11 protein-coding genes and 2 tRNA genes are annotated in these 15,045 nt (G+C 48.2%); 5 read left to right on the forward strand and 8 right to left on the reverse strand.

The window, feature by feature from the left end:
• Position 1 precedes the first annotated feature (1 nt).
• Both glgB and ACZM6M_RS15045 read left to right on the forward strand, forming a co-directional pair.
• Positions 2 to 1,969 carry a 1,4-alpha-glucan branching protein GlgB gene (glgB, locus tag ACZM6M_RS15040; RefSeq protein WP_489490533.1) on the forward strand — a complete coding sequence of 656 codons (1,968 nt, stop codon included), beginning with the start codon at positions 2 to 4 and terminating at the stop codon, positions 1,967 to 1,969.
• Between the two features lie 155 nt (positions 1,970 to 2,124).
• Positions 2,125 to 2,874 (forward strand): phosphotransferase family protein, encoded by a 750-nt coding sequence (locus tag ACZM6M_RS15045; protein ID WP_489490534.1) that lies wholly within the window; start codon positions 2,125 to 2,127, stop codon positions 2,872 to 2,874.
• Positions 2,875 to 2,953: 79 nt separating this feature from the next.
• Here ACZM6M_RS15045 and ACZM6M_RS15050 read toward each other — a convergent pair whose 3' ends face one another.
• The 7 genes from ACZM6M_RS15050 to ACZM6M_RS15080 all read right to left on the reverse strand — a co-directional run bounded on the left by ACZM6M_RS15050 (position 2,954) and on the right by ACZM6M_RS15080 (position 12,701).
• On the reverse strand, positions 2,954 to 5,311 hold the full coding sequence (locus ACZM6M_RS15050) for a sensor histidine kinase (protein WP_340277699.1): 2,358 nt from the start codon (positions 5,309 to 5,311) through the stop codon (positions 2,954 to 2,956).
• An 8-nt stretch (positions 5,312 to 5,319) separates the two neighbouring features.
• Positions 5,320 to 6,015: a response regulator transcription factor gene (locus ACZM6M_RS15055; RefSeq protein ID WP_178275147.1), complete on the reverse strand. Its 696-nt coding sequence runs from the start codon at positions 6,013 to 6,015 to the stop codon at positions 5,320 to 5,322.
• A gap of 107 nt (positions 6,016 to 6,122) precedes the next feature.
• Positions 6,123 to 7,736 (reverse strand): C40 family peptidase, encoded by a 1,614-nt coding sequence (locus ACZM6M_RS15060; RefSeq protein WP_178275148.1) that lies wholly within the window; start codon positions 7,734 to 7,736, stop codon positions 6,123 to 6,125.
• A gap of 148 nt (positions 7,737 to 7,884) precedes the next feature.
• Positions 7,885 to 8,583 carry a MerR family transcriptional regulator gene (locus ACZM6M_RS15065; RefSeq protein ID WP_178275149.1) on the reverse strand — a complete coding sequence of 233 codons (699 nt, stop codon included), beginning with the start codon at positions 8,581 to 8,583 and terminating at the stop codon, positions 7,885 to 7,887.
• Positions 8,584 to 8,697: 114 nt separating this feature from the next.
• Complete coding sequence (gene dnaB, locus ACZM6M_RS15070; protein WP_066545101.1) at positions 8,698 to 10,056, reverse strand: replicative DNA helicase; 1,359 nt, start codon at positions 10,054 to 10,056, stop codon at positions 8,698 to 8,700.
• Between the two features lie 128 nt (positions 10,057 to 10,184).
• Positions 10,185 to 10,631, reverse strand: coding sequence for a 50S ribosomal protein L9 (gene rplI / locus ACZM6M_RS15075; protein ID WP_066545103.1), 447 nt, complete (start codon positions 10,629 to 10,631; stop codon positions 10,185 to 10,187).
• Positions 10,632 to 10,652: 21 nt separating this feature from the next.
• On the reverse strand, positions 10,653 to 12,701 hold the full coding sequence (locus tag ACZM6M_RS15080) for a DHH family phosphoesterase (protein WP_407407789.1): 2,049 nt from the start codon (positions 12,699 to 12,701) through the stop codon (positions 10,653 to 10,655).
• 233 nt (positions 12,702 to 12,934) lie between these two features.
• Here ACZM6M_RS15080 and ACZM6M_RS15085 point away from each other — a divergent pair, with 233 nt between their 5' ends.
• The 3 genes from ACZM6M_RS15085 (at position 12,935) to ACZM6M_RS15095 (ending at position 14,122) form a co-directional block, all read left to right on the forward strand.
• Positions 12,935 to 13,789 (forward strand): YitT family protein, encoded by an 855-nt coding sequence (locus ACZM6M_RS15085; RefSeq protein WP_066545325.1) that lies wholly within the window; start codon positions 12,935 to 12,937, stop codon positions 13,787 to 13,789.
• A 73-nt stretch (positions 13,790 to 13,862) separates the two neighbouring features.
• Positions 13,863 to 13,944, forward strand: a tRNA-Tyr gene (locus ACZM6M_RS15090).
• Positions 13,945 to 14,036: 92 nt separating this feature from the next.
• Positions 14,037 to 14,122: transfer RNA gene (locus ACZM6M_RS15095), tRNA-Leu, on the forward strand.
• Between the two features lie 117 nt (positions 14,123 to 14,239).
• Here the strand turns inward: ACZM6M_RS15095 and ACZM6M_RS15100 are convergent.
• Positions 14,240 to 14,629, reverse strand: coding sequence for a hypothetical protein (locus ACZM6M_RS15100; RefSeq protein ID WP_178275151.1), 390 nt, complete (start codon positions 14,627 to 14,629; stop codon positions 14,240 to 14,242).
• Positions 14,630 to 15,045: the final 416 nt, after the last annotated feature.

The following is a 15,045-nucleotide window of genomic DNA, read 5'->3' on the forward strand; positions in this document are numbered from 1 at the left end:
TATGGCTGTAAGAAAAAGCACACCGGAAAAACCAACCGCTGCCGCAAAAAAAACAGGAACTTCTTCCAGAGCTTCAGCGCCTGCCAGAACAGGTATGATCTCGGAGCTGGACTGCTATCTCTTCGGAGCCGGCACTCATTATGATATTTACCAGAAACTGGGGGCTCATCCCATGACTTTTAAAGGAAAATCAGGGATTTATTTTGCCGTTTGGGCTCCGCATGCAGAGCAGGTTCATCTGGTAGGCGACTTCAATGGCTGGAACCCTGATGCCAATCCCATGAAAAAAATCTCTGATATGGGAATTTGGGAATACTTTAACCCAGATATGAAAACAGGTGAACTCTACAAATTTGCCATTACTACCGATACGGGAAAAATCCTTTATAAGGCCGATCCCTTTGCTTTCAGCGCAGAATACAGACCCGGCACCGCTTCTGTAACAGCCGACCTCTCCGGCTTTTCCTGGGCAGATACAGACTGGATCACCAAGCGGGCTCAGAAAGACCCTGAAAAGCAGCCCATGAGCATCTATGAAGTTCATCTGGGCTCCTGGCGTAAAAAGAATCGCCCGGAAAAAGACGGCTGCTATACATATATCGAGGCCGCCCATGAGCTGGCTGCCTATGTGAAGGAAATGGGATACACCCATGTAGAGCTTATGGGAATTGCGGAACATCCCTATGACGGCTCCTGGGGCTATCAGGTAACCGGATATTTTGCGCCTACCTCCCGATATGGCTCGCCAAAGGATTTCATGTATTTTGTAAATTATCTCCATAAAAACGGTATCGGCGTCATTTTGGACTGGGTACCTGCCCATTTTCCAAAGGACGCCCACGGACTGGCTGATTTTGACGGCCATCCCCTCTATGAATATGAAGATCCGCGCAAGGGCGAACATCCGGACTGGGGCACAAAGGTTTTTGATTACGGAAAAAACGAGGTCAAGGACTTCCTCATCAGCAATGCCCTTTACTGGGTAGAGCAGTACCATGTGGATGGTTTGAGAGTGGATGCAGTTGCTTCCATGCTCTATCTGGACTATAGCCGCCAGGACGGACAGTGGGTACCCAATATCTACGGCGGAAACCAGAATCTGGAGGCCATTGAGTTTTTCAAGCACTTAAATACTGTCGTTCAGGGACGCAATCTCGGCGTACTGATGATCGCGGAAGAATCTACCGCCTGGCCCAATGTGACAAAGCATCCTGAGCAGGACGGACTGGGCTTTACCTTTAAGTGGAACATGGGCTGGATGCACGATTTTCTGGAGTACATGAAGCTGGATCCCTATTTCCGCAAATATAACCACAACCGGATGACTTTCAGCCTGACTTATTTTAACAGCGAAAATTATATCCTGGTGTTGTCCCATGACGAGGTAGTTCATTTAAAATGCTCCATGATCAACAAAATGCCCGGTCTGGGAGAAGACAAGTTTTCCAACCTGAAAGCCGGATATACCTTTATGCTGGGCCATCCGGGCAAAAAGCTGCTCTTTATGGGACAGGATTTCGGCCAGTGGCATGAATGGGATGAAAAGGTGGCTCTGGACTGGCATCTGGCAGATGAAGACAGCCACAGAAAGCTTCAGGAATACGTCCGTGATCTGCTGCACATTTATAAAAAATATCCCTGTCTGTACCGTCTGGACAATGACTGGAACGGTTTTGAATGGGTAAATGCCAACGACGGGGACCGAAGTATTTTCAGCTTTATCCGCAGAGATGAAACCGGCAAAAAGAACCTGTTGTTTGTTATAAATTTCACACCCGTAGCCCGTCCCGACTACCGGGTAGGAGTTCCTAAAAAATGTAAATATACGCTGCTACTGGACAATGAACACGGTGCCTACAAGGCTTCTCAGTGTCCTTCCTACACATCCGTCAAGGAAGAATGCGATGGAAAGCCCTATTCTGTGGCCTATCCTCTCCCCGCTTATGGTACGGCCATCTTCCGATTTTAAGTAAAAGGGAATTGTTACCAGTGTATTTCCCAAAAGTACGTTAAAAATTTATCAAATTTAGTATGTACTTTTTACCGCCCTTGTAGTAGAATAAGTACAGTGCGGCGGGAAACCGGCGCAGTACCGTATATAATGTGTGGAAGGAGAGTATGATTATGGCAAGAGAATTAGTTTTCACAAGTGAAAAGAAAACCGTTTATCGTGACGGCAGCACTGCCATCAAGGAATTCTGTGATGGATTCCCGAAAGCCGAGGTTCTGAATGAAGCCCTGTGCAACGCGCGGGTGGAGGATATCGAGGCGCTCAACGTTCCTAAGATCCTGGGGGTTTCTGTTGTTGATGGAAAATGGTCCATCCTGAAGGAATACGTAGAGGGAAAGACCTTACAGCAGTTAATGGATGAAAATCCGGACAAGCTGGAAGAATACATGGAAGGCATGGTGGATCTCCACCTTCTGATCCATAAGCAGGCCTGCCCTCTGTTAAACAAACTGAAGGAAAAAACCATCCGCGCCCTCAAATCCGTGGAGCAGCTGGACGACAGCACACGCTATGAGCTGATGACCAGACTGGACGGAATGCCCAAGCATACCAAGCTCTGCCACGGCGATTTCAATCCATCCAACATCATCGTAAGTGATGATGGCAAATGGTATGTCATTGACTGGGTACATGCTTCCCAGGGAAATGCCAGCGCCGATGTGGCGAGAACCTACCTTCTGTTAAGCTTAAAGGACCGCAAAAGAGCGGAGCTGTACATGGATCTGTTCTGCGAAAAAACCGGTACAGAAAAACGCTATGTGCAGGGCTGGCTCCCTGTAGTAGCCGCAGCTCAGCTGGCCTATAAGCGTCCTGAGGAAAAGGAGCTCTTAGAGAGCTGGATCAATGTATTTGAGTATCAGTAAACAGTAGACCGATCTTACATATCACATTATTTAGGGTTCAAAAAGGCCCTCCGAAGCTGATTTCGGAGAGCCTTTTTCTTTATGTATCTTCCCATTCGCTGGAATCAGACGGTATTTCCTCCGCTATTCGTTCCGCCTTCCTCTCCCGCCGTTCCACAGGAAAAGCTACCTGGGCTTTAAACAGATCGCCGTCAATACTGATGATAAACTCTCCCTTCTGAAGCTGTGTTAAGCTTCTTGCAATGGAAAGTCCCAATCCGCTGCCTTCTGTGGTTCTTGCCACATCGCCCCGTACAAATCGCTCTGTAAGCTCATCCGGACTGATATTCAAAGGCTTTTCAGAAATATTCTTGATCGTAAATACGGCCTTATCTCCCTCTTCTCTTACGTCTACATAGACGCGGCTGCCCTCCTGGGCATATTTAAAGGCGTTCGTATACAGATTTTCCAGAACTCTCCACAGGCGCCTTCCATCTGCCCGGATCATAATGATCTCCTCCGGCAGCGTCTGGATCAGCTCCAGACGGCGCAGAGCAAAACGCTCTTCAAACTCACCGTTTGTCTGCTGAACCAGCTCTACCAGGTTAATATCCGAAACCTCCAGCTTCAGATTGCCTGAACTGGCCTTTGAGGCTTCTACCAGATCTTCTGTCAGCGTCTTTAATCTCTGAGACTTCTGATCCAGCACCTCCAGATAAGCGGCGATTTTGGGATCCTGGATTTTCTGCCGCTTTAAGAGATCTACATAGTTAATAATAGAAGTAAGAGGCGTCTTGATATCATGGGACACATTGGTGATCAGATCTGCCTTTAACCGCTCGCTTTTTACCTTTTCCTGAAGAGCAGTGTCCAGACCGCTGGTAATATTATTGATATGCTCTCCCATTTTCTTTTCCTTGCCTGTGAGCATGGAAGTGTCCAGACGGTAGCCCGTATCTCCGGTAGAAATGGTACTGATGGCCTGATCCAGCAGATCTCTCTGGCAGGCTTCCCTAAACAGCCGGTGAAATACCCAGCCGTCGAGCCATACAAACAGCACAAGCACAACATAATACATGATCCGGTAGCTGATCCGTTCTCCTCTGGTTGTAAATAAAAAGAGAATCAGCCACATCATAAAGCCGTTGCAGCCTAAAAAAGTAAGATAACACAGCGCTCCGCCTACTGCATAGCTGGTCTTTTCCCGATAAGCTTTAAATGCCGCAGTCCCTCTTTTTCCAAGACTCCCCGTCCAAAGCGTTCCGGCCTTGTATCGGCGCAGAAGACTGAAACCGCAGGGAACTGCACAGCTGTAAATGATCAGATATCGAAGCATCTTATTCCAGAAAGGCAGATGTTCCTCACTGAAAAAAAGACCGATTACCATCATTCCAAGCCGTTTCCCCCACAAAAGGAGCACCGCTGCTGCTACAGCCCCCAGGAGAATGCATACCTCCGTAGGAATCCGATCAACCGGATAAAGGCGTATCTCGCTGTCCAGATTGTCTGTATGTCCCGACAGGAACACCAGCCATACTAACGCCGCAAACAGACCGATGAATCCGACAATTACTCCGCCCATTCCCATAATAAACGCATTTCTCACACTGCGGTACTGGGCAGACTCTTCGGAATAGCTGTCAACATAAGGATATGTGGTATCAACCGAAACCACCAGATAATTCTGGTCATTATTATTCGGATTCCATGTTTCCAAAAGAGCAGCCGCATTCTGGGGAATGACCGCCAGATTCGTATCCATACGAATGGTATTTCCGGGAATAAACAGGTATTTTCCAAATCCTCTCAGCTCATCCAGCGAAAGTTCCGGTACATTGGTATACACCGTTTCCACTCCTTCATCGCTCTTATAAACTACCCGGAAGCGCACATTGGTCTGGTGCTCCATGAAATTGTAATAAATAGAATAATACTGTCCCAGACATTCCAGAATATCCAGAGCCAGTTCTTCCTTTGTCATCCGGGTTTCCATTTCACCCATGCTCAGAAAATCAAAGCCTGTATTCAAAAACTGGACTGTAACCTCCATGTCGTCATCGTCCATGGACATAGGGGAACCCTGAACCGTAAAGTTTTCTCCCAGATAGTAGCCTCTGATCCTGGCATACCGGACGATCTGATCCAGTGTCCAGTCCTCATCTACCCCCGGCCCATCCGTAAGCCGGACAATGGGCTTGCTCATATCCAGCTGTCCGTTTGTTTCAAAGAGATCCTTATAGCCGATATATGTAAAAATATTTTCTATATCTTTTCCCAGCTTCATGCTGAAGGTATCAGAGTCCTCGTAGGTTTCCTCATAGACCCAGCTGATCCCTCTTCCGTAGCCTCCGTTTAAATACATGGCGCTGATGCCCGCCAGGGCCATAGCGAGGAATATCACTGAAAGAAGGGATAAAACCACCTTCTGAATACGTATTTTCTTTCTGCTCTGCTCCATAGGTCCACCTACTGTTTTTCAATCTTGTATCCTACGCCCCAGACTACTTTAAGATACTTCGGCTCTCTTGGGTTAATCTCAATTTTTTCCCTGATATGGCGGATATGGACCGCTACTGTATTGTCTGCCCCGATCGCTTCCTCATTCCATATCTGTTCATATATTTCATCAATGGAAAATACCTTGCCCGCATTCTTTACCAAAAGCAGGAGAATATTATACTCGATAGGAGTCAGCTTAATGGGTTCTCCGTCTACTGTAACCTCTTTATTATCATCATTGATCTGAAGGCCGCCGCACTTGTAAACCTGATCCTGCTCCTGCTGGTTTAAGTTGCCAAGCTGTGTATAGCGGCGCAGCTGGGACTTGACTCTGGCAACCAGCTCCAGAGGATTAAACGGCTTTGTAATATAGTCATCTGCCCCGATATTCAATCCCAGGATCTTGTCTGCATCCTCAGATTTGGCAGACAGGATGATAATGGGGATGCTGCTGTTTTCCCTTACCTTAAGAGTCGTCCGGATACCATCCAGTCCGGGCATCATTACGTCCAGGATCAGCAGGTCTGCGGAGTTATTTTCCAGATATTCCAGGGCCTCATAGCCGTCATACGCCTTAATTACCTTGTAGCCTTCTCCTGTAAGATAAATATCAATGGCTTCCACAATCTGCTTGTCATCGTCGCATACTAAAATTGTCTGCATTTGTATTTCCTCCCATTTTTTTCCAAAACGCACACATCCGCGGGACATGTGCCGCGGATGTGTTATGGCTTTGCCTGACTCTTTCTTTCAGAGATTCTCTGTAGCTTTTAGAAGATTCTCCATGCACAAATAAAGTTGTTTCTCCACCACTGGCTTAAGCTTCTGTGTACTACGCGGCCGTTACTGGAGGATGCGTCGATCACAGTCCCGCCTCCTGCCGCAATACCTACATGGCCGTTTACTACCACAATATCGCCGGCCTGAATATCATTAAAGTTGGTGATCTTCGTATAGCGTCCCACATTGCGCCAGCCGGAAGAAGTAAGGTAGCTCTGACGAACACCTACCTGATTCAGACACCAGTATACAAAACCGGAGCAGTCGAAGGCATTGGGACCCTTAGCTCCCCACACATAAGGACTTCCGATCTTGGATGAAGCCACAGATATCAAAGCAGATACGCCTGTACCGGAAGGTGCCTTCGGCGCAGAGGAAGAACCGCCCTGGCTGCCGTTATTTCCTGCCGGCTTCTTATTTCCGCCGCTTCCTCCCGTACTTCCTCCTCCGGTCTGTGCAGAGCTTCCTCCGCCGGAGTTTGCTGCCGGACGTCTCACATTGTCGCTGGTAAGCTTTGTCATGGTCTGGATGCCGACCTGACCATCTGCTGCCAGTCCGTTGCGGCTCTGGAAGTTTTTAACCGCCTGCTCTGTTACCTCTCCATAATATCCGGTCACATTGGCAGAGCTTAAATATCCATATTTGCTTAAAAGCTGCTGTACTCTGGTAACCGTTTCGCCCTGTTCGCCCAGCATCAATCCATTTGGACGAGCCGACGGATCATTTAAGGCAATACGGGTAGATGGACCCAGGTAGCCGTCTACGACCTGATCGTTTCTGGCCTGGAACTGCTTTACAGCAATCACCGTATCCTGTCCATAAGCGCCGTCCGGTGTGGTTGTAAGATATCCTAATTCCTTCAGACGCTGCTGGCAGGCTAAAACCACCTCACTCTTTTCGCCGTAAGACAGGAGGTTGGGGCGGACCTCATCGCTGTACAGAAGGTTATAGGTTTTCTGTCCTACCTTTCCATCCGGGCTTAGGCCATTGACCTCCTGAAGCTTAATTACCGCAGCTTCCGTGGAATCTCCAAAATTACCAGTTACCTGATCCGCCTTTGCCAGATAACCCAGCTCATAAAGACGCTGCTGGATCCGCTGTATATCGTCGCCCTGGGTTCCCTTGGAAACGGCATAATACTTGGCGTCCTCAGCCATCAGAGCCTCCCAGGTGGCATCTCCTACAATTCCATCCTGTGGCATCTCATTCTGTCTCTGGAAATGTTTTACAGCCTGAAGTGTTACCTGGCCGAAATAATCGGTAGGTTCATCATTATCCATAAATCCCAGATCCATGAGACGCTGCTGGAGCTTCTTTACGATCTCATGGCGGACGCCTTCCCTTAAGTACTCAGGAACCGGCTCCGCATTCTCCGGAAGCTCTACATCATCCAGATCGGGCAGGATCTGGCCGCTTAAGTTTAAAGGTGCGATAGCTTCTGTTTCCTCCTCAGGGGCTGCCGCCCGTGCCTGGGCCTGAGCCGGAGTTGCCGCCATCCCCCCTGCTGTCTGGTCTGCACAACCTCCCAGTGTGAGAGAGGCTGCCAGTATCCCTGAGGCCAGGGCATATGTAAGGTATTTTCTGTATCTAAATCTTTGGTTCATGAAATTGCTCTTGATCCTTCCTTTGTATGACTCAGCCTGAAATATGGCCGGATTTAACAATATGATACCGGATGTAAAATCCCGGTGTGCTGTCTCGTTCACTTTCAGTATCATATTATCATATTCCGATATAAATGGCGAGATTTTTTTACGGGATCAGCCCCCCGGACCGCTGAGGATGGCCTGATGCGTTCCTGCTTTTTCCACTTCTTTTAAATGGCTTCCGCTTAAAAAACGGCACTCTGGCAGCTGCCGCCTCAGCCTGTCCGCTCTTCTGGAAGGAGCGGATCACCTCGTCCAGCTGGCGGAATCGCTCCTCTTCTTTCCGGTCTGAGGACTGAAGCAAAAGCTCCATTTCCCCGGATAGCTTTTCGTTTACAAGACTGCTGATATCCTGACTGAGCTTCTCATTATTAACCTCCAGAGCCCGTCCGATGATCAGGTTCATAATCTGCTGGAACTGGGCCATTCGTTCCTCCATAGAAACAGCCGGGATTGTTTCTGCCTGAACCGGCCTTAATGGCGCCAGACGTTCCTCCTCCTTAAACCCTCTTAAAGCGGCATCCATATCCTTTTCCAGCAGTTCGTCCGTAAGCTGCGCTCCATTTTCCCCATCCTGATGCAGAACCTGGTTTAGGGCATGCTTAATGGCTTTCAGCTGATACCCCTTTTCCTTTAAGCTCTTTACCTGCCTAAACATACGGATATGAAAATCTGTATAATATCTGTGTCCCATCTCATTTCTGGGAATATCCAGCTCCAGTTCTTCCTCCCAGTACCTTAATACATGGGCTTCCACATCCACCTTTCTGGACGCGTCTGATATAAGATAATGTACTTCATCCATAACTGTTCTCTCCTTCACACTGCTTAATGTAACGATCCTCCGCCGTGCCCTGCGCGGTCCGGTTTGACCTTACTTTTAATGTATGCGTTGAGAACTGCTATTATGACTGAAATTTTAACCCTCTGAATTCCCGCCCTGAGGCCGTGCTGCATTGACGAACTTCGTGTACTCCGGCTTCCAGATCAAATTCACCGTTCCAATAGGGCCGTTACGCTGCTTTGCAATAATAACTTCAGCCTCGTTGGGATGCTCCGTATCTTTGTTGTAATAATCATCGCGGTATAAAAACATTACCACATCCGCATCCTGCTCAATAGCTCCTGATTCTCGAAGATCCGAAAGCATGGGCCTGTGGTCTGTACGGGTCTCGCAGGCACGGGACAGCTGGGAAAGAGCGATCACAGGCGCATGAAGCTCTCTGGCAATGGCCTTTAAGGAACGGGAAATCTCGGAAATTTCCTGCTGGCGGTTGTCATTTCCGCCCTTTTTGCTGCCGCTCATCAGCTGCAGGTAGTCAATGATCACAAGGCTTAGACCGTGCTCCAGCTTCATTTTCCTGCACTTGGATCGAAGCTCTGTGATGGAAATGCCCGGCGTATCGTCAATGATCAGCTTGGAATTTCCGATCACGCCGATTCCCTCTACCACTGCATCCCAGTCTGCATCCGTAAGAGTACCGGTACGCAGCTTCTGGGAATCTACGTTCGATTCCATAGACAGCATACGGTTTACCAGCTGTTCCTTGGACATCTCCAGGCTGAATACCATACAGGGCAGATTTTTCCGCACTGAGACATAATCTACCACATTCAGCACAAAGGCCGTCTTTCCCATGGAGGGACGGGCAGCGATCAGGATAAAATCAGAGGGCTGAAAGCCGGACAGCTTGTAGTCCAGGTCAATAAAGCCGGACGGAATACCCGTAACTGTTCCCTGATTGCGGTAGGCGTCCTCGATCTTTTCCAGCACATTGATGGCAACCTGCTTGATGGGTACAAATTCCTGCCCGCCCTTATTCTGAAGAAGGTCAAATACCGATTTCTCCGTATCTGCCAGAATATTTTCCAACGGTTCCTTTCCCGCATAGCAGGCCCCTGCAATCTCCTCTGTGGTCTTGATCAGCCGGCGCAGCACAGCCTTTTCGCTTACAATATTGGCATAGGATTTTATATTGGCCGAGGTAGGCACCATGGTCATAATATCCCGGACAAAGTCAAGGCTGCTGACCTCAGGTGGGACATCCTTTTCCTTCAAACGGTCCTGCAGAGTAACCAGATCCACCGGTTTTCCCTCGTTAAAAAGCTCCACCATAGCATCAAACATAATGCCGTACTGCTGCTGATAAAAATCACTGCCTGTTATAATCTCTGACGCCGCGATCACAGCCTCCCGGTCCATCAGCATGGAGCCGATTACCGACTGCTCCGCTTCCAGACTGTGGGGAAGCACCCGCTTAATCAGGGCTTCTTCCATGACTCTTTCCTCCTACTATAATATTTGCCAAACCTGCGCTCCGGAATTTTCTGTCCGGAAGCCTGCGAAAACAGGACGGCGCATCCCTTCCTTCCGGAATACGATACGCCGCCCCCTTTACGTCCTTTTTACGCTTCTACTACCTTCACAGCCAGCTTTGCAGTCACTTCCTTGTGAAGCTTAACTGCTACCTCAAAGCTTCCGATGGCCTTGATGGGATCGTTTAAAACGATCTTCTTCTTATCAATATCCAGCCCCAGCTGATCGGCTGCTGCCTTGGCAATTTCCTTGGAAGAAACAGCGCCAAAGGCTCTTCCGCCTTCTCCTGCCTTGATCGAAACAACCACCTTGGACTTTTCAATCTTCTCTCCCAGCTCCTTAGCCGCTGCCAGCTGCTCTGCTGCAACTTTCGCATCATTTGCCTTCTGAAGCTTTAAGTCGTTTAAATTCTTGGCAGTTGCCTCTACGCCCAGCTTTTTAGGCAAGATAAAGTTTCTCGCATAGCCGTCATTTACCTTTACAACCTGACCTTTTTTTCCAAGTGCCTTTACATCCTCTAATAATACAATTTCCATATTGATCCATCCTTTCTGTCTCTATGATACGTCGCCCTCTTCCAGCATCTGCCGGATTACTTCTTTCAGGCGGTCTTTTGCCTCCTGTATGGAAACGCCCTGCATCTGGGCTCCGGCGATGGTACGGTGGCCGCCGCCGCCCAGCTTCTCCATCATTACCTGTACATTGACCTCGTCAATGGAACGGGCGCTGAAATAAATGGTATTATTGTAATCGGTGAGAACCACGGAAGCTTTTATTCCCTTGATCTCAAGGAGCTCATTAGCTGCCTGGGCTCCGGTGATCGTCGGACTGTCAAGCCCCTCTGCCGGGCACACGCTGATGGCAAACGCATCCATATACACCTCTGCTGCCCGCACAGCCTCTGCCTTGGCCTGATAGTCCTTCATATTTTCCCTGAACAGCTTGCGCACTCTCGTAATGTCCGCCCCGCTTCTTCGCAGGAAGGCTGCTGCCTCAAAGGTACGCACGCCGGTCTGATTTGTAAAATTCTGGGTATCAATCACAATACCCGCATACATGGCGTCTGCCTCTGCAGGCCGCACCTTGATGCCGTCTGCAATATACTGCAGCACCTCTGCCACCATTTCACAGGTAGAAGAAGCATAGGGCTCTACATAGGAAAGCACCGCATTGTCAATAACCTCGTTGCTGGTTCTGTGGTGGTCCAGCACAACGATCGTCCGCACCAGGCGCAGAAGGGACGGCTCATCTGTGATGCTGGGACGGTTTACATCCACCACCACAAGCATGGTGCCTGCATCTGCCAGCTCTGCCGCCTGAGGCCCTTTTAGGAACATATCGTCCGGATATTCCGCATTGTCCAGGAAGCGCTCCATCATGGGACGGACGGAGGAAGTAACCTCATTGAGCACAATATTGGCCTTTTTATTCATGGACATGGCGATCCGGTAAATGCCGATGGCTGCGCCGAAGGCGTCAATATCTGCCAGACGGTGGCCCATGATCAGCAGCCGATCCTTATTTTCCATCAATTCCCGCAGGGCGTGGGCCTTTACACGGGCCTTCACGCGGGTTGTCTTTTCCATCTGCTGTGCCTTGCCGCCATAATACTGGATCTTATCCGAATCCTTTACGACCGCCTGGTCGCCGCCCCGTCCCAGAGCCATATCAATCGAGGTTCTGGCATACTCATAATTCTGAGCATAACTTTCACCGTTCATGCCGATACCGATACTTAAGGTCACGGCCATCTCATTTCCGATATTAACAGTCTTTACATCTTCCAGAATGGGGAAACGGGACTCCTGCATCTTAGCCATGTGCTGCTGGCAGATTGCAAAGAAATATTTATCCTTTTCAATCTTTTTTACAATGCCGTTCATGGAAGCAATATACTTGCTGATCTTACGGTCGATCAGGGCCGTAAGCAGGGATCGCCGCACTTCTTCCACGCTTTCAAGCGCTTCTTCATAATTATCCAGATAGATCAGTCCTGCTACCAGTTTCTGATCATTGACCTGCTGTTTGTATTTTAACGTCTGGGTCTCATCCATGAGATAGACAGCCGTAATGCCGCCTTCTCCCGTTTCCAGACCATTATCAGCCACGGCCTGAGACAAGGAAGCAATCGCCAGCTCCCGCAGGTCTACCCGGTAATTTCTCTCCAAATATGAGCTGTGTATGCTCACTGTCTCTCCGCCTGTAGCCAGCATTTCCTTCGTAACCTCCGGAAACAGGGCCGTCAGATTAGGCGCTGCCGTCTTATCTTCCCCTAAGATCAATGAAAACTCGCGGTTCATCCACAAAAGACGCCCCGTCCGGTCTGTCACTGCATAGGGAACCAGCATTTCTTTCAGGATATCCTGCTTGCTCTGATCGTAAGCTTCCGCAAATGCGATCAGTCCTGCCAGGATTCCCCTTTTTCTGGAACAGTAAAGCCACAGCGCAATTCCAATATAGACAAGAGTAAAAGCCGAAACAATGATTCCCGCCGTAAACGACACCGCCCCCACAGCTGCCGCAAGCAGGACCATAAAGACTGTCAAATACAGCGGCCACTGCAGATATACGCGAAATGTCCACCGCATCTTTCCTTTATCTTTCATATCCTTCCTCCAATTTGTACCCAAAAATGGAATACGCCTATCTTATAGAGTATACCATATCTGCCCGGATTCGTCCATTGGAAAACGGATTTTGAAACGCAGGAGCTTTCATAAGCCTTTTCCAAACCGTAAGGCAAAATAAAAGATACGCACAAAAAACGGTTTACACGCAAAAAAGAATCGAATATAGTAGGAATGACAGCAGAGAATATCTTTAATACAGGAGTATTCATATGAAAAAATCAGACTTTATGAAAGAATTTATAGTAATAACCTTTGCCACCCTCATTGTTTCAGCCGCCGTATTCTTCTTTCTGATCCCCAGTCAGGTGTCTGTAGGAAGCATATCCGGTCTGGCTATGATCCTCGGCAATATCATCCCTCTCCATATCTCCATCATTACTTTTATCCTTAACGGGCTTTTGCTGATAATCGGCTTTCTCCTGATCGGAAAGGAATTTGGCGCAAAAACGGTTTACACCTCTCTTCTGCTTCCATTATTTTTAAGGATATTTGAAATATGGTTCCCCGATTTTTCATCCATTAACGGCGATCCCTTTCTGGATATGGTCTGCTATATCTTTGTTGTAAGTATCGGACTTGCAATTTTATTCCGGGAAAATGCCTCCTCCGGGGGACTGGATATTGTGGCAAAGCTGTTAAACAAATATTTCCGCATGGACATGGGAAAAGCCATGGCGCTTCCCGGTATGTGCGTGGCCCTGTCCTCTATCCTGTTTTATGATAAAAAGCTGGTCGTTTTAAGCCTTTTAGGCACCTATTTAAACGGGCTTGTACTGGACCACTTCATATTCGGCCTAAATCTGAAAAAACGAGTCTGCATCATCTCTGAAAAAGAAGCTGAAATACGCAGTTTTATCCTGAACCGCCTTCACAGCGGCGCTACCATCTATGAAGGCCGGGGCGCCTATGACGGTCAGCCTAAAACAGAGATCATTACCATCGTGGATAAAAATGAATACGCCCTTTTGATGTCGTATCTTTTAAAAACAGACCCTTCCGCCTTTGTCACAGTTTACACGGTCAGCGAAGTAATCTACCGGCCGAAACCCCGCCAAATTTTATAAAATAATTTCATTCCCCCTCTTGATTTTTCCCCGCTCATGTGATATTATTATCACTGCTTATCAAACAAAGCATGGGCGAATTCCCGAGTGGCCAAAGGGGACAGACTGTAAATCTGCTGGCACTGCCTTCGGTGGTTCGAATCCACCTTCGCCCAGTTGCATACCAGAGTAAGCTTAAGAGCATCAGTGCTTTGCATGTAAAGGCTCTTGTTTTCAGGCCAAGTATGCATATACTCCTATATGGAATGCCGCAGTGGCGGAACTGGCAGACGCCCGGGACTTAAAATCCCGTGGGTAGTGATACCCGTACCGGTTCGATTCCGGTCTGCGGCATTAGATCTCAACCTCTGTTTTTTGGGAACAGAGGTTTTTTGCTGTATATTTAGCAGAAACAAAAGTGCTGCCGGAACGCAGATTCGTTCCTTCAGCGCTTTTTCTTTTTATATCCGTTTATTCAGAAACCTTTCTGGGCGTTCCTGTGATACGCAGATATTCCGAATCCCAGTCATAAGACGGAGGAAGAAGGGCATGGGGATTTCCCTTTATTTCCTTTGTAGGGGATACCAGACGGCAGGAGCCGATATTTCCCTGCATCTCGCCCACAATCACCTTTTTGTCTCCCCGCTTCTTTTTCAGAGTAATGGAAGCACAGTTTCCTGCTGAGAAGCATACGATCTGCCCACCCTTCAGATGAGGTGCAATCCAGTCCGTAATGGCCTCGTGGCGTTTTGCCATAGCAGAGACAAGCACTACCTCAGCCTCCACCAGGGCTTCCCCTACATCAAACGTAATGCTGCGGATCACCGCATGGCCGGTTCCGCAGCTGCCAACCAAATCCACACCATTCCCATCTGCCTGAATGGCCTTTAAGCAAGTTATGTGCCAACATATTTACTCTCAAAAATCAGGGAAAAGCGGCATTTTTATCCAGATATGGGCATTAGAAGGATAATTTTTTGATATGAATATTTTTTTCTTCCATCACGAACGATTATTTTTTAAAAAAGGGTACTGCAAACTCAATGTTTCCGTTTGCAATACCCTTTGAAATATTTTATGCAATTTCCTGCTCAAACTCCTCTACTGTAGAGGCCCTGGCAGCCTTTTTAAGCCATACCCCCAGCGTCTCCAGATCCGTTTCGCTGCGGATTCGCTTTTCCAAAGTTTCCGAAATTGGGCCTATATCATACCTTCTGCATTTCCCTTCTCAATTCCGACCGATAAAATGCTCATTTTTACGCCCTCCCATTCTTCTG

This window comes from Enterocloster sp. (genome assembly GCF_057861365.1).

Excerpts from the sequence above, each read along its gene's own strand:
- ACZM6M_RS15055 (WP_178275147.1), bottom strand. The coding sequence starts at position 6,015 with ATGCAGACAATTTTAGTATGCGACGATGACAAGCAGATTGTGGAAGCC.
- ACZM6M_RS15045 (WP_489490534.1), top strand. The coding sequence starts at position 2,125 with ATGGCAAGAGAATTAGTTTTCACAAGTGAAAAGAAAACCGTTTATCGT.
- ACZM6M_RS15050 (WP_340277699.1), bottom strand. The coding sequence starts at position 5,311 with ATGGAGCAGAGCAGAAAGAAAATACGTATTCAGAAGGTGGTTTTATCC.
- ACZM6M_RS15085 (WP_066545325.1), top strand. The coding sequence starts at position 12,935 with ATGAAAAAATCAGACTTTATGAAAGAATTTATAGTAATAACCTTTGCC.
- rplI (WP_066545103.1), bottom strand. The coding sequence starts at position 10,631 with ATGGAAATTGTATTATTAGAGGATGTAAAGGCACTTGGAAAAAAAGGT.
- dnaB (WP_066545101.1), bottom strand. The coding sequence starts at position 10,056 with ATGGAAGAAGCCCTGATTAAGCGGGTGCTTCCCCACAGTCTGGAAGCG.
- glgB (WP_489490533.1), top strand. The coding sequence starts at position 2 with ATGGCTGTAAGAAAAAGCACACCGGAAAAACCAACCGCTGCCGCAAAA.
- ACZM6M_RS15060 (WP_178275148.1), bottom strand. The coding sequence starts at position 7,736 with ATGAACCAAAGATTTAGATACAGAAAATACCTTACATATGCCCTGGCC.
- ACZM6M_RS15080 (WP_407407789.1), bottom strand. The coding sequence starts at position 12,701 with ATGAAAGATAAAGGAAAGATGCGGTGGACATTTCGCGTATATCTGCAG.
- ACZM6M_RS15065 (WP_178275149.1), bottom strand. The coding sequence starts at position 8,583 with ATGGATGAAGTACATTATCTTATATCAGACGCGTCCAGAAAGGTGGAT.